Source organism: Polaromonas sp. YR568, from assembly GCF_943369675.1.
Classification (GTDB): Bacteria; Pseudomonadota; Gammaproteobacteria; order Burkholderiales; family Burkholderiaceae_C; genus Polaromonas.
On record NZ_CALROB020000040.1, the window covers coordinates 19,164 to 41,137 of the forward strand.

Consider the following 21,974-nt stretch of genomic DNA (forward strand, 5'->3'; position numbering starts at 1 on the left):
GTAACCCGATTTTTCCAACCGCCACACCAACCCCAGGAATCCCGTCATGCCCAACAAGCTTCCGCTCGCCACGCTGATTGAACTGGCCCAGAACAAGACCGACGAGGCTACGCGCCGCCTCGGCCAGCTGCAGACCGCGCGCACCAGCGCGGCCGACAAACTGGAAATGCTGCTGCAGTACCGCCAGGAATACCTGGACCAGCTGCAGGTGCAGATGGGCGCCGGCGTGCCCTCGGCGCAGCTGCGCAACTACCGCAACTTCATCGCCACGCTGGACGCCGCCATCGAGCAGCAGCGCGCCGTGACGGCGCAGGCCGACACGCGGCTGGCGACCGGCCGCGGCGACTGGCAGAGCAGCCAGCGCCGCCTCAATTCCTTCGACACCCTGGCCGGCCGCGTGCGCCAGCAGGAAATGCTGGTGCTGCACAAGCGCGAGCAGCGCGACAACGACGAGCGCAGCGCGCGGCAGTTTTACATGCGCGCCAGCGTGCTGGGCAATTAAGTTCATCGAGAAAAAGCCATGTCACTCCTCCCTCCGTCCCTCTCCGCCCCAGCCCCGGCGCCAAGCGGCACAACGTCTTCGGCATCTTCCGCGGCATCCAGCCGGGGCGATGAATCCGGCAACGGCGACGCGCCAAGTTTCGGCGACGTGCTGTCGCGCTCGCTCGCCGCTTCCGGCGAAGCCTCCACGGCATCCTCCGCCAAAGCCGGCGGCAAGCCCGGCGCGGCCGTGCCCGTCAAGCGCGGCGCGGACGAGAAAAAAGCCGACGCACCCGAGCCCGTCAACACCGCCGCGCTGCTGTTCATCCCGCTGGAAACCCGCATCGCCAAAACGGCTGCAACAACAGCCGGTGGCACCGCAGCCGCAGCGGGTGGCAACAGCGCTTCGCCCATCGCCGCCGCGCCGTCATCGGACCTGCCCGCGGACGCCACCGCACCGGCAGCGAAAGACGCCGCTGCAGCCGCATCAGGCGCCGCAAACGATGCGGGCTTCACGGTAGACACCGAAGCGCAGGCGCCGCAAGCCCTGCTCGCATCGGGCCTGCCCGCCGCGCCCGGCAAGGACCGCGCCCTTGCATCGACAAGCACCGCGCCCGCTGCCGCCGGCGACGACCTCGCCGCCGCCCTGCCCGCGGACACATCAGCCATTCCGGCCAGCGCTTCCACCGGTGGCCAGACTCAACAATTTGCAGGCCGTGACGGACAGGCCGGCGGCGAAGCGCGCGAGATCCTGGGCACCGACACCCGCGTGGAACAAAAAACCGGTTCCGCCAAATCCTTCGCCACGGCGGCAAACGACGCGGGCGACAAGGCCGCCGACAAAACAGCCCTCAGCGCCGCCGTCGATGCCGCCCCGGCCGCCGCCGGCCAGCGCGCCGGCGCCGAAGCCACAGCCACCGGCCCGTCGCTCGCCGTCAACGCGGCGGCCGCCCCCGCGCATGCCAACGCCCCGGCTTCCAGCCCCGCGGCAGCGGCCGCCTCCAGTCAGGCAGCGCTCACCCCCGAAGTCGGCAGCGGCGAATGGGGCAAGGCCCTGGGCCAGCATATGGTGCACATGGGCAAGGCCGGCGAGCATGTGGCCGAGCTGCAGCTCAACCCGCCAGGCCTGGGCCCGCTCAAGGTCACGCTGAGCCTGAACGACAACCAGGTGCAGGCGCTGTTTGTGTCGGCGCACTCCTCGGTGCGCGCCGCCGTGGAAGCGGCCTTGCCGCAGCTGCGCAGCACGCTGGCCGACAGCGGCATCCACCTGGGCGAAGCCTCGGTCATTTCCGGCAACCAGCAGCAGGCGGCCTTTGCCCAGAACCTGAACGGCCAGGACGGCCTGCCGGGGCAGCCCGGCGCGCGCGGCCGGCCGGGCTACCCGGGTGCTGACACGGCCTCCCTGGCCGCGCCGGCCCCGGCGCTGCCGGCCCGCCGCGGCAGCGCCAGCGGCGTGGACACCTACGCCTGACGCGGCAGGGGCAGGCGCGCGGCACGGCAAATGCCGAAGTTGAAGCGTTTTCCCCTTGCTGCTCGGGCGATGCCCAGCCCCTGTTTTCACCAACAATCCATTGACCAACCCAATCCGTAAAAGCGTAAAAGCCATGGCTACCATCACACTCCCCGCGAAGACACCCACCACGTCACGCAAGCCCACGCTCAAAGTCATCCTGTTGCTGGTCCTCCTGGTGGCGCTGGCCGTCGGGGCTGCCGCGGGGGCGACCTGGTACCTCAGCAACCAGCACAACGCCGATGCGGCGCCGGCGCCCGTGCTGCCGGCCGCGCCGATTTTTGTGGCGGTGGAGCCGGTGACGGTCAACCTGCAGCCCAACGGCCGCGCCCGCTTCCTGCATGCCGGCGTCACGCTGAAGCTGCCCGACGCCAAGGCCCAGGCCCTGGTCACCGAATACCTGCCCGAAGTGCGCAGCCGCGTGCTCACGGTGCTGTCCAACCGCTCGTCGGACGCGCTGATCACACCCGAAGACAAGGCCAAGCTGGCCGCCGAGATCATGGAATCACTGAACCAGCCGCTGGTGGCCAACCTGCCCTCGCTGAAGATTTCCAGCGTGATGTTCACCACCTTCATGCTGCAGTAAAGCCGCAACAAGCAGCACGCCGCAACACATCCGCGCCGCCCCCAACCGCCCCGATAAAAGCCGCCCTCAATGAAATTCGCCCATGGCTTATGAACAGCAGCTCTCGCAGGACGAGGTAGATGCACTGCTGCAGGGCGTCACCGGTGACGCCGGCGCGGAGAGCGCAGCGCCGCCCGTCCCCCAAGGCCCGCCGGCCTACAACCTCGGCACGGACGAGCGCATCGTGCGCGGCCGCATGCACACGCTGGAGGTCATCAACGAGCGTTTCGCGCGCCACCTGCGCGGCGCCCTGCTGACCTTCATGCGCCGCAGCGCCGACATCTCGGTCGGCTCGGTGCAGATCCAGAAATACGGCGACTTCATACGCCACCTGCCGGTGCCGGCCAACATCAACCTGATGCACCTCAAGCCCCTGCGCGGCACGGCGCTGTTCGTGTTCGACCCCAAGCTGGTGTTCCTGGTCGTCGACAACCTGTTCGGCAGCGACGGCCGCTACCACGTGCGCATCGAGGGCCGCGACTTCACGCAGACCGAGCAGCGCATCATCAAGCGCCTGCTGAGCCTGACGCTGGACAGCTACGGCAGCGCCTGGCAGCCGGTCTACCCCATCGAGTTCGAATACGTGCGCTCCGAGATGCATGCCAAGCTGGCCAACATCGTCGCGCCCAACGAGGTGGTGATCAACACCACCTTCCAGATCGAGTTCGGCCCCATAGGCGGGGCGCTCAACGTCTGCATCCCCTATTCCATGATCGAGCCCATCCGCGACCTGCTGTCGAACCCGCTGCAGGACGAGATCGAGGTCGACAAGCGCTGGGTCAAGCAGCTGTCGCAACAGGTGCAAAGCGCCGAAGTCGAGCTGCGCGCGCATTTCCTGACCCTGCAGTCGAGCATAGGCCAGCTGCTGCGGCTGCAGGCCGGCGACGTGCTGCCCGTCGACATCCCCGAAACCATCATCGGCAAGGTCAACGGCGTGCCCGTCATGGAATGCGGCTACGGCACCTCCAACAACCACTATGCCCTGCGCGTGGAAAAAATGATCCACCACCAGGACAGCGACTCCAGCAAGGGAAAAGACCATGAGTGAAGACAACAAAGACCAGCCGGCGGCCGACACCGACGACTGGGGCAGCGCGCTCGCCGAACAGGCGCAGTCCACCGCGCCCGCCGCCGCGCCCGCGCCACCGCCTGTGGCAGCGCCTCCCGCCCCTGCCTCCACCGTCGCCGGCGAGCGTGTGTTCCAGCCGCTGCAAGGCAACGCCGCTTTTGAAATCGCCCGCGGCGACATAGACCGCGTGCTCGACGTGCCCGTGCAGCTGACCACCGAGCTCGGCCGCACCCGCATCACCATCAAAAGCCTGCTGCAGCTGTCCCAGGGCTCCGTCGTTGAACTCGACGGCCTGGCCGGCCAGCCCATGGACGTCTTCATCAACGGCTACCTGATCGCACAGGGCGAGGTCGTCGTCGTCAACGACAAGTTCGGCATACGCCTGACCGACATCATCACGCCGTCCGAGCGCATGCAGAAACTGAACCGATGAGCCGTGCCTTGTTTCGCGGGCTGGGCGCCCTGCTGCTCGCCGGCGTGTGCCTGTCGGCCGCCGCGGTGCTGCCCACCGTGCCCACGGCCGCGGCCGAACCGGCGCGCGCCTCCTCTTTCGGCGCCGCCGGCCTGCTGCAGGCCGGCCTGGGCCTGGCCTTTGTCGTCGCGATGATTTTCGGCTGCGCGTGGGTGGCGCGGCGCTTCGGCCTGCAGCAGACCGGCAGCGGCCGCCTGCTCAAGGTCGTCTCCAGCGCCATGGTCGGCCAGCGCGAACGCGTCGTGGTCGTCGAGATCGGCGGCCAGTGGCTGGTGGTCGGCGTGGCCGCCGGCCAGGTGCGCGCGCTGCACACCATGCCCGCGCAAAGCCTGCCCGGCAACCTTCCCGACAGCGACGCGGCGCCCGCGCCCCAGCGCTTCACCGGCCCCGGCAGCGCTTTCTCGAACAAGCTGCTCGAATCGCTGAACAAGCTCAACAAGCTCAAGAAGAGCGCCTGATGAAGATCAAGCTTCCCGGCCTGCGCGCCAGCGTGGCCCTGCTGCTGGTGCCCGCCTTCATCGTGGCCGTGCTGATGCTGCTGCCCGGGGCCGCCTCGGCCCAGGGCCTGCCCGGCATCACCAGCAGCAAAGGGCCGGGCGGCAGCCAGACCTGGTCGCTCAGCGTGCAGACGCTGGTGCTGCTGACCTCGCTGTCTTTTTTGCCCGCGCTGCTGCTGTCCATGACCAGCTTCACGCGCATCCTCATCGTGCTGGGCCTGCTGCGCACCGCCATCGGCACCCAGTCGTCACCGCCCAACCAGGTGCTGGTCGGGCTGTCGCTGTTCCTGACCTTCTTCGTCATGTCGCCGGTCTTCGACAAGGTGCACGCCACCGCCTACAAACCCTTCTCTGAAAACAAGATCAGCGCCGAGCAGGCGCTGGAACGCGGCGTCGAGCCCTTCAAGCAGTTCATGCTCAAGCAGACCCGCGAAGCCGACCTGGCCCTGTTCGCCAGGCTGGCCAACGTCGAAAAACTCGACGGCCCCGAAGACGTCAGCCTGCGCATCCTGCTGCCCTCCTTTGTCATCAGCGAACTCAAGACCGCCTTCCAGATCGGCTTCACCATCTTCATCCCCTTCCTCATCGTCGACCTGGTGGTGGCCAGCGTACTGATGTCCATGGGCATGATGATGGTGCCGCCCGCGACCATCTCGCTGCCCTTCAAGCTCATGCTCTTTGTGCTGGTCGACGGCTGGCAGCTGCTGATAGGCGCGCTGGCGCAGAGCTTTTACATCTAGCGAACGCAAAGACACCACATGACACCCGAATCCGTCATGGCCATGGGCTATGAAGCCATGAAGCTCTCATTGCTGCTGGGCGCCCCGCTGCTGCTGGTGGCCCTGGTCACCGGTTTGCTCATCAGCCTGTTCCAGGCCGCCACGCAGATCAATGAAATGACGCTGTCCTTCATCCCCAAGCTGCTGGCCGTCTTTGCCACGCTGGTGATCGCCGGGCCGTGGATGCTCAACACCGTGCTGGACTACATGCGCACCCTGTTTTCCTCCATCCCGCAAATCGTCGGCTGATGCCGCCTGATACAGGCAGCTGATGCCCCCGGTTTTTTCGGTCACCTCCGACCAGCTCAACGTCTGGATGGTGGCCTTTCTGTGGCCTTTCGTGCGCATGCTGTCCCTGCTCATCACCGCGCCCATCTTCAGCGAAGCCGCCGTTCCGCGCAGGACAAAAGTCGGCCTGGCCATGCTGCTGGCCATCGTGGTCGCGCCCACGCTGGGCCCCATGCCCAACGTGCCCGTGGCGTCCGCCGCCGGCTTCTGGATATTGATCCAGCAGGTCCTGATAGGCGCGGCCATGGGCTTTTCCATGCGCCTGGTCTTCGCGGCCGTGCAAGCCGCCGGTGAATACGCCGGCCTGCAGATGGGCCTGTCCTTCGCGTCCTTCTTCGACCCCACCAGCGGCGGCAACACCATGGTCATCGCCCGCCTGCTCAACACCATGGCCATGCTGGTGTTTCTCGCCGTCGACGGCCACCTGATGCTGGTCATGACTCTGGCCGACAGTTTTCACGTCCTGCCGATTTCCGATGCGCCGCTGACGGCCGGCGGCTGGTTCCTGCTCGCCAACGCCGGCGGTGACATCTTCGCCAGCGGCCTCATGCTGGCCCTGCCCCTGATCGCCACCCTGCTCACCCTCAACCTCGCCATGGGCATCCTGAACCGCGTGTCACCACAGTTCAGCATCTTTGCCGTCGGCTTCCCGATCACGCTGCTCGCCGGCATGGCCATGCTGCAGCTGCTGATGCAATACCTGGCGCCTTTCCTGGAGCCGCGCTTCGCGGCGGGCTTCACGGGCACGTTGGGGTTCTTGCAGGGTTTGCGGCAATAGGGCGTCTCCGCCCGTTCGCTCTCCCCGTTCGCCCTGAGCCGCCCCACCCGTTCACCCTGAGCCTGTCGAAGGGCCTGTCCTGAGCTTGCCGAAGGACTTCCTGCACGAACGGCGCATGCCCCTCGCCCATCAAGGTGTGAAGGCGCCCACAAGCCCAGGCCTGAAACAGCACCCCGCTGAAAAATTTCAATAAGCCCGACAAAGATTGACCGCGCCCGGACAATCCACCCGCCTCTATCCCTCGAACTCGAATACCGTTCAGCGTCTAAAAAACAGCCCGGCAACGCACATGACGCCGGGCGTCACCGCCGGGAGCCCTTCTCCGCAGGCCATCAACGACGCTATTCGAGGAGGCGGAAACCATGCAAAGAATCACGGCCGGAACAAAAGCCATGGCCACACGGCGAACATGGCTGGCAAACGCCGCCTGCTTCGGCATCGCACTCACCCAGCCACACATCAGCCACGCGGTAGAGCCGAACAGGAAAAAAATCGCCCCCAAGGCCGCACCCAAAACCCACTACCTGGTCTCCGCCATCCTGCGTGAGGGCGTCAAGGACTTCACCTTCAGGCTGGTCCATTCCGCGCAAGCGGCCGGCAGCGTGGACGAAGCCATCGGCATCTTCACCCGCCTGGTGATGGAAAAATACCCGGGCTACGCAATCGCACAAACCACGGTCACCGACATCACCTGGCCGCCGGACATATGCGCCACCAACAAGGCCACCGCCCCCAGAAGGCCTGAGAAGACTTTTTACGCCGTCTCCGCCGTGCTCGGCAACACCAGCAACGACCTCGACACCCTGCTCGTCAACGGCTGGCTGCCCGGCAACAGCGCCGAAGAAGTCCTGAACCGCGTCCTGCGCGACATCACCGCGAAATACCCCGACTTCACGCCCGTCAGCAAGCTGGTGACGCAGCTGGACCCTTCGCTGGCCGGCTGCCCGGCGGCCAGTCCGATGCGTATCCACGGGGAGCGCGCCTGATGAAGCTGCGCAACACCCAGGCAAGCCGCACGGTGCGCGCCGCCGCGCAGGTTTGCATGACGGTGGTCTTGGCCGGGTGCGCCACCGCCCCACCCGCACCTGCGCCATCCAACGACCAGGCCGGCCCGCCCAACTGTCAAACAGCCGAAAGCACGCTTTCGGTGCCGCCCGGACATCGCCTGGAAAAATTCGTGCTGCACTACGAAGAACGCCGCCTTTCGACGAGGGGTTTCGAAGGCCCCATCAAGCGCTTTGACATCGACGTCAGCCTGCTGGTGCCGCGGGACGACTGCCTGCAGCTGGACGCCAACGGCTGGCTCAGTGTGGTGCCCGGTCAGTGCAGCCGAGCGCCGACCAAAACCCCTTGCGAAGAGAAGCCGTGAACGCCATTGCCATGAACTGGCGCCGCGCGCTTCTCCTTTTGCTGCCCGCCGGCTGCATCGCCTTGCTGCAAGCCTGCGCGATGAAACCGCAAACCCAGTACAAGGTCTCCTTCTGCAACATGGAGGCCACGCCGGTTTCGGAGATCCGCGCCAACTACGGCGGCACCCTGTGGGAATTACCGACACTCCCTGCCCGCCCCAAAGACGGCGATGAGCGTTGCCTGGGCGGCTACTCAGTCACCACCATGCAGGCGCTGCCTGAAGCCATGGCACTCAAATGGGCCCTGGCCGGCCGCCGGTACGAAACGGCCATACCCATCAAGTCCAGGCTCAACGGGATTTACCCCACCAGCGGCCTCCAGGTGATTTTCCAGAACAGCCGGGTGGAGGTGTTTGAGTACGTTTATCCCAGCAACAACCACCTGGTGCGGCTCAGGGTTTATCCGCCGGCTGCACCCAAACCAAAGCCCGGGCCTAAAAGTCCCATTCGAGTGACGGGCATTGGCTCCGGCGAAGGCCCAAACCACGTCTTTCCTTACCTCCCCGTCAAAGCTGGCAGCACTGAACGGGCCTTCTCCAATCGACTCGCTGCTGAATCAACTTTTATTTTTGGATGAACAAAACCATGAAAACCTCCACCCCAAAACTGATCCTGGCCCTCATGGGCCTGTGCTGGCTGGCCGGCACCTGTACGGCACAGGCGCAACCGGCGCCGCCATCCGCCGCAGTCTCCGGAGCACTCAGCGAAGCCGAAATCAAAGCCAGATACCAGAACTGCTCGAATGGCCACTACAACGGCCCCCAACCTGGAAAAACCCACTACATCAAGGAAAGCTGGGTATGGGCAGTGACACCAGAATTCGCCACCAAGTTCTGCATGCCTCCTGAATATGTGAGCACGGAATTGAAAGGCGCCGAAGCAGTTGCCTACAAGTTATTAAAACCCCAAGACGAGGAAAACTGCGGCGAACAAGGCAATCCCAAAATTTGCGAGACGCGTACCGAGCACCGATTCGAAATTTATTACCGCAATGGAATGATTCCCAAAGAGTTGGAACTCTCTTATTACCACTTGCCTTATCTGCCTTCCGCCATTTTTATTAGCAGTACAAGAAAGGATTTGGAGCACTCCATCAAGGCCCGTCAGGCCAAACCAAAGTACGGCGCGTTGGATCCATTTTTCCGCGACCAGTTTGGCTTGCAGAGCATCAAGGGCGACAAGATTACCTGGCCTCTGGCAACACTGATTCCCTGGATTTACGGCGAGGAACTCTTCCAAGGCATCGACTACCTTGCTCTGGAAGGGGATCCCGGCTTCTCCCGCACGGTGAGCTGGGCTGGATCGGGGACACGCAAGATGGCAATTACTGTGCGCAAGCCCGGTACCACGCACGAACCCCTTGGGATGCTATTGAGCGATTTCGCCTTGACGATCGAACTGCCCCAATCGATGGCCGACCGCATTGTTGCCAATGACCGGGGGCCGGGCTCGCATCCCAAGGGGTTCAAGTCGGGTGCCAAGAATAAACCGTGATGGCCATTCGTAGTTTTTAACCTATACAAGGAGGACGCCCATGCGAGGCATTAAGCGATATCACGCCAAAAATTATTATTTATGTCTTGCAGGCCTTGCGTCTGGACACAGACGAAATTTTGTTCACGCCTATTTTGAAAGGTAAGACGGCAATGTCAAAACCAACTTTTCAGGCTCAAAGAATGAAACCATTTTTACTGCCATTTTTTACGGCATTTCTAGCAACAGTGTGTTTTCTTGAAGCGCTCTGTCCGCTAACCGACCTGAATCAAGTCGCGGCGGGCACTCCGCTTTACATGCCCGAGAGACTCACCGATGGCTCCATCACCGACCACTATGCCAATGACGTCGCCCTCAACAGCAACGCCGCTGGCGGTGCCGGTGATTGGACAAATAGTAAATGGAGAATCGCAGCATGAATGAACCCGTCAAATTAATACCAAGTTTTTTTGTAATCAGGCCACAGCTGGTGTCTGGAGGATGCCTTGCACTTGTCGTTTTTATCACGGTACTTCTATTTGTTAATTTTCTTCTCAATGGCATTCTTTTCTCTAGATTTTGGCCTTCTTTCGGATTGGCTTTGGCAACGCTTGCGTTAGGCATCGTGACAGTAAGGCGTGGGTTTGTAAAAACTCAAAAAAAGCGCCAGCTTGTTTTCGCCTCAATTGTCTTAAGCATTGGGGCGCTGACGATGGCACCGATTTTCTTCACGCAAGGAATTCAGCACGCATTGACTTATGCCAATTTCTATTTTGTTAAAGATGCTTATTTGCAGAAGGTCGCCATGGTAGAGCGAGCAGAGGCCCCACGATTCATCACGTTTAGGTGGGATAGCTTCCATGAAGAGTTTCTAATCTTTGATGAAAGTGATGGCCTTGACAACGGAGATGGTGTTAAGTCCAGAGATTGGTGGTTGCGCGCTAAAGAACAACAGTACAGGCTCGCCGTTTGCGATTGGTCGAGTATGAAGGTCGCGGAGCATTTTTACAGAGTGAGCTTTAACTGCGAATATCCCTACTCTGGAAGTTCTATCCCGCTGCTCTAGGTACATCAACATCTTTTCGGTTTCTCGACACAGCACGGTGACCACTTTCGCGTCTTGCGTAATTGGATTCGATCTTTCACACAACATTTTTCTAAAACAATGCCTACTTCTACAACATTTGGTATCACACCACCGGCCACTGACAGAAATGGAAACACTGTCTCCGCAAAATGGCTTCAGGATGACCTTGGAAACTACATACTCAATCCTGCAACGATGAAGCCATACGTCGTTCCCTATACGTTTGACCTTGGTTCATTCATCAATAAATATGCGGCGATGAATGTCGTGAAAAACCCGCTGGCTACGGCACAAACACTGTCCGCTTTCGTTGATAATTTTCAGGCGGGGCGGCCTGATGACCTGCAGCGTTCCTATAACGGGCATATTGGCATGCCTTTTGTTGACGATTTCAGGCCGGCGGCGTCATTCATTCTGGGGGTTGCCAGCAAAGCGGCTGGATTACCAGACTTAGCCCCGGTTCTTGGTGGCGGTGCCTACAACACCATCCAATATGGAATTGATCTTGTAAAGAAAGGCAGCTCCACCATCAATATCAACGGAGAGCTCGGCAATAACCCCCCTAATGACGCCAATATCCGCGAGGGCGAGCGTTTCTTTGATTACCTCTCGCAGGGTATTCATATTGGAATCCCACCCGTTGCCGTGAATTCGGTAACGCAGGCCGTCGCCAAAAAGTCCTACGACCTTATCCAATCCCAGACTACCGGCTTCGCCCCACTCAATACCCCAATCAGCAGCCAGACGGGAAACACCCAGACCGACGTCTACTGGGTCAAGGACAGTAGCGGAAACTACGTCAAGAATGAAAGCATCACGATACGAGACAGCGATCGTCAAATCACCGGCATTACTGCGACGCAGTACAAGTACAACAGCGACGGAACTCCCCTCAGCGCCAACAGCTATCGGTACGACAATAACGGTAACCTGCAGAACAGCCAGCCCCTGGTACCTACGTCCAACGGTCAGTCATGGACCAACGCCCCGTCAGGCACAGCAGCACCCAATGTCAAAGCACTGCAAAACTATTTCATCGACAACGGTGCCAATAGTCACAGCGTCACGCTGAAAGAGGGAGCCACACTCGACCGCATCGTTATGGCCCAGAAGAATGCCGGCAACAACATTTCGCTGACAGATCTGCAGGCCAGCAACCCCGGCATCACCGATCTCAATGGCGTTATCCCAGGCCAAGTTATCTACATCCCGCAAAAAATGGCCGACGGGTCCATTACGTACAACTATGAAGGTGGCACAGCCATCAACAGCAACGCCGCTACGGGCGAGTACCACATAGTCGTCCCCAATGCTGAAGGGGGGAACACTGTGTATAGCCGAACCTCCGACGGCAATGCCCTGGGTGGCGAAGGCTACACAGTCAAGCAAAGCAACACTGATGGCCAGGGAAACACTACCTATGCCTTCACGGGCCGGCAACTCAGTCCGACGGCCGAAATCTCTCCCGTCTCGGTGATAGAACAACTGAACGGCGTAGAGACCAGCAGCTTCTATGGAAGCGACGGAACCCTCACAGGACGCAGCAAGACACTGGATAACGCAGACGGCGCCCCCACCAGCGACACCCTGGCCAACATGCTGCAAAGCCTGCGCAATGCCACGGGCGACATGGATGACCTGGTGTTGGATGCCGCGGAGCTGCGCACACTGAGCGGTTCCCAGGCCGAAGGCGAAGCCTGGGGCGGCGCCCGCCTGCTGATGCTGGGTGACAGCGCGCTGGGCGACTACTACCGCCATCACCACGATCTCCAGACCGGCGCCGCGATTCCCCTGCAGCTCGACGACCCGGAAACCCAGGGCCTGGGCTTGCTGGATGGGTTTGACCTTGGCAATGGTGCCAGCGTGCTGGACAGCGGCAATGACACCTCCACCCTATGGAACTACCAGGCCCCCGCCGCCGGGGGCCTGGATTACTTTGACTGGGGCTATGACAGCAGTGTGGTCGACTATGCCGGCTACAGCTACGACGCCAACACCTATAGCTACAACACCTATACCTACGACAGTTATGACTACAGCGCCTATCACTACGGCAGCTACGACTATGGCGGCTACAACAACTATGACAGCTATGACTATGACAGCTACGACTATGGCTGGAGCAGTTGGTGGCCCGTCGCGCTGGACATGGACAACGATGGTATTGAACTGGTGGCCCAGGAAGACAGCCATGCCTGGTACGACATCCAGGGCGACGGCTACCGGCGCAATATCGGCTGGTTAGGGAGTGACGATGCATTCCTGGCGATTGATGAAAACCACGACGGCAAGATCACCGATGCCCGGGAACTGTCTTTTGCGATGTGGACGGCTGACACTGGCGACACCGATTTACAGGCCCTTCAAACCGCCTTCGACACCAACCATGACCAGAAATTCGATGCCCAGGATTCCCGCTTTGCCGACCTGAGGGTGTGGCAGGACAAAAACGGCGATGGCGTGAGTGACGCAGGAGAGCTCAAAACCCTGGCCGAAGCCGGTATCAAAAGCATAAGCCTCAGCGTGGCCCAAACCGACTGGAGCAACGGCGGCAACCATGTGGCCGGCTTTGCCACGTATGAAAAAACCAACGGCACGCGAGGCTGGGCCGCCGACGTAGGCTTGGGCTACGACACCCAGGGGTGGAAGGCCAGCGTGGAGAGCAACCTGGTACGCATGACCGAAAGCGGCGGTCTCGTCTACGGGATTGCACGCACCAGCGCGCTGAACCTGGACCTGGGCGCGCAGGGCCTGGATGGGGCCATAGGCGGCGCCGGCCGCGACTTGCTGGCGGCCGGAAGCAAAAAGGCCGTGCTGCTCGAAGGCGGCGCGGGCGACGACAGACTCGTAGGTGGTGCCGGCGACGACTGGCTGGCGGGCGACGCCGGTTCAGACATGCTGTTGGGTGGCGACGGCGACGATACCCTGGTGATCGATGCGCAGGATGGGCAAGGCAACCTCGATGGAGGGGCGGGCTTTGACATGGCGGTAGTGACCGGCAATGCGGCCGTATCGCTGGACCTTGGGGCGGCGGGCATTGAGGCTGCGGTAGGCGGCGTCCGCAATGACAACCTGCGCACCAGCGGCACAAGCCGGGTGATTCTGGCCGGCGGCGCAGGTAACGACGTGCTGGCCGGCAGCGCTGCCGGCGACCTGCTGTATGGCGGCACGGGCGACGACACGCTGCAAGGCGGACGCGGCAACGACGTCTATGTTTTCAACCGGGACGATGGCACCGACGACATTAGCGATGCGGCCACGGCAATAGCCACAACGATCACCACACGGGTTGAGTATTACCTGGTGGCCGTATTGGCAGGACCGGCGATTGGTAATGCACTCTACCAGCGGACTCTTGACATCGTTGCCAACTCGTTGAAGGAAACAAATACGCCTGCCGGCCATCCGGGCTACTCCCAACTTCTCACCATGGCTATGGGCTCGAGCAGGTATTGGCAATACACCACAGCCAGCCGGAGCATAGATTCAACAAGCACGACGGAAGTTGAGGTCGACGCAGGCCAGGACACCCTGCGCTTTGGCGTGGACATTGGCCGGGAAGACCTGGTATTGACGGTCAACGGCGCCGACTGGATGTTCAGCGTCGCCCACAACGGGGTAGCAATCAGCGATCGGATCACGCTGAGAAAGCAAACCAACAGCAAGGCACGCATCGAGTTTGTGGAGTTCGCCGATGGGCAAAAGTACGCCATGGAAGATCTGGTCTTTGGCACCACAGGCGCGGATGTGCTGGCGGGGACTGCGGCGGCCAATGTCATCAGCGGCGGCACCGGGGCCGATGCGATGCGCGGCGGCGCAGGTAATGACGTCTACGTGGTCGACAGCACTGGCGACAGCGTTGTGGAGAACACCAATGAGGGCACGGACACGGTGCTTTCAAGCGTCAGCTACAGCCTGGGCGCCAATGTCGAGAACCTGGCTCTCACCGGCGCGGCCTCAGTCAACGGCACCGGTAACGCCTTGAATAACACCCTCAGCGGCAACGCGGGCAACAACGTACTCGACGGAGGGCTGGGCGACGACACGCTGGACGGCGGCCAGGGCAGCGACGTGATGCAGGGTGGCGCGGGCAACGACACCTATGTGATAGAAAGCACGGGGGACGTGGTGACCGAGACGTCCTCCCTGGCCAGTGAAATTGACACCGTGTTGGCCAGCGTCAGCTACGCACTCGGCGCCAATGTGGAAAACCTGACCCTGACCGGTGCGGCGGCGATCAATGGCGCCGGCAACGCACTGAGCAACGTAATGACCGGCAACGGCGCGGCCAATGTATTGGACGGCGGCCAGGGTGACGACACGCTGGACGGTGGCGCCGGCGCGGACACACTCAATGGCGGCACTGGCGACGACCGCTATCGCTTCGGCTTGGGTGGAGGCCGGGACACCATCATTGACACCGGCGGAAACGACCGCATCGTGTTCGGCGCGGGCATCAGCGCGGCGCAGATCACCGCCAGCATGGCCAACGGACAGGTCACATTGTCTGTGGCATCCGGCGACAGCGTGAGCTTTGCCGCGCCGGCCATCAACAACTATGCGGTTGAAAAATTCGAGTTTGCCGCTGGCAGCATGAAGGATGCTGCATGGCTTAACGCCCTGCTGAACATTGCCCCCACCGGGGCAAACAAAACCCTCACGCTCAATGAAGACGGCAGCTATGCGATCACCGCCGCCGATCTGGGTTTTGCCGACGCCAATCCCGGCGACAGCCTGAGCGCCGTGCGCATCGACAGCTTGCCGGCGGCCGGCAGCCTGAAACTGAACGGCGCAGCCGTCACCGCCGCGCAAGTCATCAGCGCCGCCGACCTGGCTGCCGGCCGCCTCGTGTTCACTCCAGCAGCCAACGCCAACGGCAATAGCTATGCCGGCCTGTCGTTCTCGGTCAAGGACCAGTACGGTGCGTTTGATACCGCGCCCAACACCTTGACCTTCAACGTCACGGCAATCAATGACGCGCCCACCGGCGCGATCAGTTTGCTGCGATCAGGTATGGCTGTGACCTCTGCTACCACCGTCCAGCAAGGCGATGTGCTGAACGTCTCCAGTACCTTGGCCGATGTCGATGGCTTGGGAGCCTTCAGCTACCAATGGCAAAGCTCGGTGGATGGCAGCAACTGGAATGCCATCAGCGGCGCAACCGCCAGCAGCTTGGCCCTGGCCCTTACTCTGGCCGGTCAAACGCTGCGGGTGGCCGTCAGCTATACCGACGGCTTCGGAACCGTAGAGAGGGTGACCACGGCGGCCACCGCAGCAGTCAACCGAATGGTTGGCACGTCCGGCGCCGACACACTTGCAGGTACCGCAGGTGTGGACCGGCTCGAAGGCCTGGCCGGCAATGACAGCTATACGATCAACAACGCAGGTGACGTGGTGTTGGAGAACTCCAACGAGGGTATCGACAACGTCACCACGTCCATCGACTACACCCTCACGACCAATGTGGAGAACCTTAGCCTGACGGGGATGGCGGCCATCAGTGGCTTTGGCAATGCGTTTGACAACATGGTCACGGGTAACGGCGGCATCAACACACTCCGTGGCGGTTGGGGCAACGACACCTTGGGCGGAGGCGCTGGCGACGATGTGATGGACCAGGCCACCTTGGAGCCGATCCGGCTATTCGCTTATGCAGCGAGCGCGCGGCCCTTTGTCGGCGACCAGTCTATGGTGGATGTGGCCATCTCAGGCGGCTGGATGCCTTCGGCCCATGTAGGCCAGACTTTGCAGATTTTTGGCTTATCCACGGTGGACAAGGTCTATGTGACGGCCGGCAGCAGCGTGGATGCCACGAATATGGGTGGAGGCGTTGACGACATCTACCTGACGGGCCGCCTGGGCGACTATGCGACGGCTTACGCAGGCAACACGATCACGCTGACACGTCAAACCGGCTTGCCCGCCGGTCAAGCGGAGGTGGTGAAGATATCCGGTGGATCAGCAGTCTTGACGGACAACGTGTATTTCAGCGACGGCTATATCAAAACCAATGCCTTGCTCAATTCCTTGAAAGCGGGTACTGCGGTGGTGCTGGACCCTAGCCAGCGCACGGATGCGTCCATCGCCCCGCCGGTATTCAGCGAAGGCGCGGACAGCATGGCCGGCGGCCTGGGTAACGACACCTTTATGGTCGACGACGCGGGCGACGTGGTGACCGAACTGGCGGGCGAAGGCACGGACACGGTGCAAAGCTACCTGGGCAATTACACCCTGGCGGCCAATGTCGAAAACCTCACACTGATGAGCAGCTTGAATGCCGGCGGCACCGGCAATGCACTGAACAACATCATCACAGGCAACAGCGGCAACAATGTTTTGCAAGGCGGCTGGGGTAACGACATGCTCTCAGGCGGCGCGGGCGACGATGTGATGGACACGGCGACGCCACAGCCGATCAAGTTGGCAATCCTCACGGGCAGCTTGACGGCCAAGCTCGTTACCGGTGACCAGGTGATCAATGAAATCGCCATGTCGGGCAGCTGGGCGCCTTCGGGCCACGTGGGCCAGACCCTGCAGATTTTGGGATCATCTGCTGTGGACAAAGTCTACGTGACAGCCGGCAGCAGCGTGGATGCTTCGGGCCTGGGTGGAGGCATTGATGAAATCTACCTAACGGGCCGCCTGGGCGATTATGCGGCCGCGCACGCGGGAAACACGATCACGCTGACACGCCAAAGCGGATTGCCCGCCGGACAAGTGGAAGTGGTCAAGTTCAGCGGCGGTACTGCAGTGCAACTCGACAATGTGTATTTCAGCGACGGTTTTATCCAGAACTATGCGCTGTCCAATGCCATCAAAGCAGGCACGGCTGCGATGCTGGATGGCAGCCGGCGCACGGATGCTTCCATCGCCCCGGCGGTATTTAGCGAAGGCGCGGACAGTATGGCGGGCGGCATGGGTAACGATACCTTTATGGTCGACGACGCGGGCGACGTGGTGACCGAGCTGGCCGGCGAAGGCACGGACACGGTGCAAAGCTACCTGGGCAATTACACCCTGGCGGCCAATGTCGAAAACCTCACACTGGTGGGAAGCCTGAACGCCAACGGAACAGGCAATGCGCTGGACAACGAGTTGACCGGCAATGCGAGTAACAACACCCTGGCAGGCGGCGCCGGCAGCGACACCTACCAAGCCTATCGAGGCATGGCCCAGGACCGCATCGTCGAGAACGACGCCACGGTCGGCAACACCGACGTACTGTCTTTCATCACCGGCGTGTCGAATAACCAGCTGTGGTTCAGCCACACGGGCAACGACCTGGCGATCAACATCATCGGCACGGCCGACAGGATGACGGTGCAGAACTGGTACTTGGGCAACCAGTACCACGTCGAACAGATCAAGACCAGCGACAACAAGGTACTGCTCGACACCCAGGTCGAGGCCCTCGTGCAAGCGATGGCCGGCTTTGTGCCGCCGAGCATGGGCCAGACGACGTTGACAGCCGCGCAGCAAACAGCGCTCGCGCCTGTGCTGGCCGCCAACTGGCACTAAGCCATCTCTTTCCGGCCGGGCGAAGCCGCCCGGCCACCCCACTTACAGATAGTTAAACAACGAAATCTGCTGGATCTGTACAAAGGTCTGCTGGCTCGCCTTCAGCGCCGTCTCGCGCTGGTAGAACTCGGAGATGGCGCTGGCGTAGTCCAGGTCTTGCAGGTCCGACAGGTAGCTCTTGTCGTACAGGGTGCGGCTGTCGCCGGTGTCGCCCAGGGCGTCGAGTTCCTGCAACCGGGTGCCGACGGAGGCGCGCACGGTGATCACGTTGTCGTGGGCGTTGGTGATCTTGCGGTTGGCGGTGCTCAGGGCGTTGAGCAGGGCGGCGCGGCCGGGCTGGCCGGCGTTGTCGACGGGGGTGCGCAGCGCCTTGATGGCGTCGCTTATGGTGGCGAAGACGTCGGTGCCGGCGTTTTTGGCGGTGGCGACGTGAAAGCTGTCGCCGGCCGCGGGGGCGCCGGTGATGTTGAGCTGCAGGCCGCCGAACTGGATGGGGCTGCCGGCGGTGAAGGTGGTGGACGGCACGATGGCCACCGGCGGCACCGTGTTGGTGTCGACCTGGTAGGTCGTGGGCGTGGTGAAGGTGATGACGAAGTCTTTGCCGTAGTTGGCATCACCCATATCGACCACCGAGGTCGTGCCGAACACGCCGCTGCCGGTGTTGCCGGCCTGCTGCTGGCTGACGTAACCCGCGCCGCCCTGCACACTCTGGAAGATGCTGCGGCCGTCGTCGGTGCCGGCCATCTGCCGCGACACGTCGACCTGCATCAGGCGCTGGCCCTGGTCGCCGGCATACAAAATGCTGCCGTCGGGCTGCTTCACGAACGGCGGGCTGCCGCTCTTGAAGCCGGCGAACAGGTACTGGCCGTTGCCGTCGTCGGCGTTGGCGATGCCCTGCAGCTGGTCGTAAGCGCTTTGCAGCGTGGTGGCCAGGGTGGCGCGGTCGGCGTCGGTCAGGGTGCCGTTGCCGGCCTCGACCAGCAGGCTTTTGATGCCCTGCAGCACGGTGGTCGCGCTTTGCAGGTTGTTCTCCTCAAGCGACAAAGTCTGCGTGGCCTGGGCGCGGCTGGTCGCGTACTGCGAATTCAGCGCGATCGACTGCGAGACCGCCAGCGCGCGCGTGGCGCCCAGCGGGTCGTCCGAGGGCGCGAGGATTCTGGTCATGGCGCCGATTTGCTGCTGCACGCGCAGCAGGCTGCTTTGCTGCGAGGCCATGCCGGCGCGGCTCTGATCGTAAAAAGACTGGGTGCTGACGCGCATGGTGAACTCCTGGTGGCCTTGCTGGCTGCTTGTGTATTTGCTTGTGCTCGTAAGTGAGCGCTTAGTTGATGGCCAGGACCGCGTCGAACATCTCCGACGCCGTCTGGATCACCTTGGCATTGGCCTGGTACATCTGCTGGTACATCAGCAGGTTCATGGCTTCCTCGTCCTTGTTCACGCCCGACACCGACTGCTGCGCGGCGCTGATCTGCACGGCCAGGCTGGTCTGCGCGCTGCCGGCGATCTGGATCTGGCGTGCCTTGTTGCCGACGGTGCTCACCAGCTGGGCATAGGCGTCGTTGAAGCTGGCGGTGCCGTTGCCGATGGTTTTCTTGTTCTGCAAGCCGCCCAGCAACAGGGCATTGCTGCCGTCGGAGACGCCGCCGCTGTTCTTCGCGATGGTGAAGGTGTCGCCGTTGGCGGGCGCGCCGCTCAGGGTGACGCTGATGCCGTTGAAGCTCATGGTCGCGCCGGGCGTGTAGTTGACGGATGCGCCGGGCGCGTAGGGGCTGGCGGGGTCGGGCGTGCCGTCGGCGCGCGTCACGGTGACGGCGGCGCCGGCCGGGAAGCCCGAAAGCTGGCTGGTGGCGGCGTCGTAAGTGAGCGTCACCTTCGCGGCCAGCGGCGCGCCGGGGTAGGCCGCGTCGACCGTGCCGGCGCTGATCTTGCCGCTGCCCTGGTTGGCGGCCGTGTTGCCGGTCACGATGGGCGAGGCCGCCGCGATCTTGGCCGGGTCGGTCACCAGCACCGCCAGGTCGCGCGCGCCGCTGCGCGTGGGCTGGATCAAAAAGGAATCGCCCGGCGCGCCGGCGCCGCTGGCCAGCGTCAGGGTGACGCCGTCAAACGTCGTGGTGTTGGCGGGCGCGGCGCCGGGGAAGCCGGCGGCCAGCGGAATGGACTTGTTGTCGGACAGCCGGGTCAGCGTGTAGGAGGGGCCTGCGCCCACGTCCAGGCGGTAGTCGCTGATGGTCAGCTGGTTGCTGTCGGAGAACGACGGCGTCATCACCAGGTTGCCGGTGTTGCGGCTGTTCGCCAGCAGGTTGGGGGTGGACTGCGAGAAGAAGTCGGTGCCCAGCGCGCCGTTCAGGTCGATACCGAGCTTGTGCTGGTCGTTGAAGGCATCCGACATGGCGATCGCCATGCGGCCCAGCGAGTTTTGCGCGGGGATCAAGGTCTCGTTGCGGAACTGCAGCAAGCCGCCCATCATGCCGCCGCCGCTGAGCATGCTGTCGGGCAGTTCCACGGCACGGCCGGCGGCGTTCACGGCCGCAACGGCGATGCGGCTGGGGTCGGCCGCGGAACGCACGGCCGAGAGCTTGGTGGCGCTGTCGCCCAGCACCAGGGTCTGGCCGCTGCCGATGGTGATGTTGTACTGGCCGCCGTCCTGCACCACAAGCTTGGTGCCGACCAGCAGGCCCAGCTGGCTGACCAGCAGGTCGCGCTGGTCCAGCAGGTCGTTGGGCGCTTGCCCGCCCGTGCCGTTGCTGTACACGGCGACCTGCTTGTTCAGGTTGGCGATCTGCTCGGCGTAGGTGTTGATCTGGTCGACGGTGCCGGATATCTGGTCGTTGGTGGTGCTGTTCAGGCCGGTCAGGTACTGGTCCATGGAGCGGAACTGGTTGGCCGTGGCTTGCGCGGAGCTGATCATCTGCTGGCGCGCCGCCGTGTCGGCCGGTGTGTTGGCCACGGCCTGGATGTTGGTGAACAGCGACTGCAGCTGGGGCGCCAGGCCGGCTTTCTGGTTGGCCAGCAGGTTGTCGATCTGGCTGATCTGCGTGTAGTAGGTCGACAGCGACTGGTTCAGCGACACCGCGCTGTTGAGCTGCGAGACCAGGTAGGCGTCGTAGCTGCGGGTCACGTCCACCACCTTGGCGCCGTTGCCGAAGAAACCGACGCTGGCGCGGTAGCTGCCGCCGGCGGTCGCGATCTGCGCGGACTGGCGGTTGTAGCCGACGGTGTTGACGTTGGCGGTGTTGTGGCCGGTGGTGACCAGCGCGGCCTGTGCGGCGTTCAGGCCGCTCAGGCCCGTGTAAAACATGCTATTGGACATAAATCGGGTCTTTCACGGCGACGGTTCGCGCCTGGGAGTGCTGATGACGCTCACGGGATAGATACATACATAACGGCCGGGGCCTGGGAAAACTTGAGGTGTATTCCTGATCAAATTACTTCCGGCTCCCATTCCTTCTTCATTCCCTCTCCCTCCGGGAGAGGGTTAGGGTGAGGCCTCCCCCGATTTGGATGGGTTGTGTTTGACAGGCCGTCGGCCCTCACCCCCCGCCCTCTCCCAGGGGGGAGAGGGAGCAAGACAGAAATACGCTGCTTACGCGGCCAGAGATTTCTGCCATCTTTTTGCCCGCTCTTCAAATTCACGCTGCCGGTCTTCATCGGCCATGCCGGCTTTGTAGACCGAGTCGCCGATCATTCCCTTGATTTCCTTGACGGCCGCCGCGCTGCGTTGCGCCAGGCTTTTCACCTCGGCGGCCACCAGCGCAAAACCACGGCCCTGCTCGCCGGCGCGCGCTGCCTCGGCGGCCGCGCTCTGCGCCACGCTGCGGGTCTGCAGCGCGATCTCGTCGATCACGCCGATGATGTCGACGATCTTGTGGGAAGGAACATAACCGGCCTCGCCGCCGGCCGGGGGCGCGGGCTGCGCCGCTTGGCCCAGCGTGGAGGCCAGCGCCAGGTCGGCGGCGTTCGGTACGGGGTAACGGGTTGTCGCGTTCATG

General features: G+C 62.7%; 19 protein-coding genes and 1 pseudogene. 16 read left to right on the forward strand and 4 right to left on the reverse strand.

Features of this window, described 5'->3' with window-relative positions:
• The first annotated feature begins 46 nt into the window (after positions 1 to 46).
• From fliJ to ACLV8F_RS19410, 15 genes are all read left to right on the forward strand, one after another.
• Positions 47 to 502, forward strand: coding sequence for a flagellar export protein FliJ (gene fliJ / locus ACLV8F_RS19340; RefSeq protein WP_411885828.1), 456 nt, complete (start codon positions 47 to 49; stop codon positions 500 to 502).
• Between the two features lie 18 nt (positions 503 to 520).
• Positions 521 to 1,951, forward strand: coding sequence for a flagellar hook-length control protein FliK (locus tag ACLV8F_RS19345; protein ID WP_411885829.1), 1,431 nt, complete (start codon positions 521 to 523; stop codon positions 1,949 to 1,951).
• A gap of 133 nt (positions 1,952 to 2,084) precedes the next feature.
• Entirely contained in the window at positions 2,085 to 2,576 is a 492-nt protein-coding gene (gene fliL / locus ACLV8F_RS19350; RefSeq protein ID WP_411885830.1) for a flagellar basal body-associated protein FliL, read from the forward strand.
• Positions 2,577 to 2,658: 82 nt separating this feature from the next.
• The gene (fliM, locus tag ACLV8F_RS19355) at positions 2,659 to 3,663 is read left to right on the forward strand and encodes a flagellar motor switch protein FliM (protein ID WP_411885831.1); all 1,005 of its coding nucleotides are present in this window, start codon (positions 2,659 to 2,661) and stop codon (positions 3,661 to 3,663) included.
• Entirely contained in the window at positions 3,656 to 4,117 is a 462-nt protein-coding gene (gene fliN / locus ACLV8F_RS19360) for a flagellar motor switch protein FliN (protein WP_411885832.1), read from the forward strand. Before fliM ends, fliN begins: the two co-directional genes overlap by 8 nt.
• On the forward strand, positions 4,114 to 4,614 hold the full coding sequence (fliO, locus tag ACLV8F_RS19365; protein ID WP_411885833.1) for a flagellar biosynthetic protein FliO: 501 nt from the start codon (positions 4,114 to 4,116) through the stop codon (positions 4,612 to 4,614). The genes fliN and fliO overlap by 4 nt, the downstream gene beginning before the upstream one ends.
• 74 nt (positions 4,615 to 4,688) lie before the next feature.
• Positions 4,689 to 5,393, forward strand: a complete 705-nt coding sequence (gene fliP / locus ACLV8F_RS19370) for a flagellar type III secretion system pore protein FliP (protein WP_411885852.1) — start codon at positions 4,689 to 4,691, stop codon at positions 5,391 to 5,393.
• Positions 5,394 to 5,411: 18 nt separating this feature from the next.
• Positions 5,412 to 5,681, forward strand: coding sequence for a flagellar biosynthesis protein FliQ (gene fliQ, locus ACLV8F_RS19375; protein ID WP_411885834.1), 270 nt, complete (start codon positions 5,412 to 5,414; stop codon positions 5,679 to 5,681).
• A gap of 22 nt (positions 5,682 to 5,703) precedes the next feature.
• Complete coding sequence (gene fliR / locus ACLV8F_RS19380; protein ID WP_411885835.1) at positions 5,704 to 6,498, forward strand: flagellar biosynthetic protein FliR; 795 nt, start codon at positions 5,704 to 5,706, stop codon at positions 6,496 to 6,498.
• A gap of 362 nt (positions 6,499 to 6,860) precedes the next feature.
• Positions 6,861 to 7,484 (forward strand): hypothetical protein, encoded by a 624-nt coding sequence (locus ACLV8F_RS19385; protein WP_411885836.1) that lies wholly within the window; start codon positions 6,861 to 6,863, stop codon positions 7,482 to 7,484.
• Complete coding sequence (locus ACLV8F_RS19390) at positions 7,484 to 7,867, forward strand: hypothetical protein (RefSeq protein WP_411885837.1); 384 nt, start codon at positions 7,484 to 7,486, stop codon at positions 7,865 to 7,867. The genes ACLV8F_RS19385 and ACLV8F_RS19390 overlap by 1 nt, the downstream gene beginning before the upstream one ends.
• A complete protein-coding gene (locus tag ACLV8F_RS19395; protein WP_411885838.1) occupies positions 7,864 to 8,484 on the forward strand; it encodes a hypothetical protein in 621 nt (206 codons plus the stop codon). Before ACLV8F_RS19390 ends, ACLV8F_RS19395 begins: the two co-directional genes overlap by 4 nt.
• 8 nt (positions 8,485 to 8,492) lie before the next feature.
• Positions 8,493 to 9,401 carry a hypothetical protein gene (locus tag ACLV8F_RS19400; RefSeq protein WP_411885839.1) on the forward strand — a complete coding sequence of 303 codons (909 nt, stop codon included), beginning with the start codon at positions 8,493 to 8,495 and terminating at the stop codon, positions 9,399 to 9,401.
• A gap of 95 nt (positions 9,402 to 9,496) precedes the next feature.
• Entirely contained in the window at positions 9,497 to 9,820 is a 324-nt protein-coding gene (locus ACLV8F_RS19405) for a hypothetical protein (protein WP_411885840.1), read from the forward strand.
• Positions 9,817 to 10,446: a hypothetical protein gene (locus ACLV8F_RS19410; RefSeq protein ID WP_411885841.1), complete on the forward strand. Its 630-nt coding sequence runs from the start codon at positions 9,817 to 9,819 to the stop codon at positions 10,444 to 10,446. The genes ACLV8F_RS19405 and ACLV8F_RS19410 overlap by 4 nt, the downstream gene beginning before the upstream one ends.
• A gap of 471 nt (positions 10,447 to 10,917) precedes the next feature.
• Here ACLV8F_RS19410 and ACLV8F_RS19415 read toward each other — a convergent pair whose 3' ends face one another.
• Positions 10,918 to 11,091 (reverse strand): hypothetical protein, encoded by a 174-nt coding sequence (locus tag ACLV8F_RS19415; RefSeq protein ID WP_411885842.1) that lies wholly within the window; start codon positions 11,089 to 11,091, stop codon positions 10,918 to 10,920.
• A gap of 21 nt (positions 11,092 to 11,112) precedes the next feature.
• On the opposite strand from ACLV8F_RS19415, the gene ACLV8F_RS19420 reads away from it, so the two are divergent.
• Positions 11,113 to 17,985 (forward strand): calcium-binding protein, encoded by a 6,873-nt coding sequence (locus ACLV8F_RS19420; protein WP_411885843.1) that lies wholly within the window; start codon positions 11,113 to 11,115, stop codon positions 17,983 to 17,985.
• 42 nt (positions 17,986 to 18,027) lie between these two features.
• Here the strand turns inward: ACLV8F_RS19420 and flgL are convergent, their stop codons facing one another.
• The 3 genes and pseudogenes from flgL to ACLV8F_RS19435 all read right to left on the reverse strand — a co-directional run.
• Positions 18,028 to 19,245, reverse strand: a complete 1,218-nt coding sequence (gene flgL / locus ACLV8F_RS19425; RefSeq protein ID WP_411885844.1) for a flagellar hook-associated protein FlgL — start codon at positions 19,243 to 19,245, stop codon at positions 18,028 to 18,030.
• A 61-nt stretch (positions 19,246 to 19,306) separates the two neighbouring features.
• Positions 19,307 to 21,295, reverse strand: coding sequence for a flagellar hook-associated protein FlgK (gene flgK / locus ACLV8F_RS19430; RefSeq protein ID WP_411885845.1), 1,989 nt, complete (start codon positions 21,293 to 21,295; stop codon positions 19,307 to 19,309).
• A 351-nt stretch (positions 21,296 to 21,646) separates the two neighbouring features.
• Positions 21,647 to 21,856 (reverse strand): annotated as a pseudogene (locus ACLV8F_RS19435) (methyl-accepting chemotaxis protein); the annotation flags it as partial.
• Positions 21,857 to 21,974: the final 118 nt, after the last annotated feature.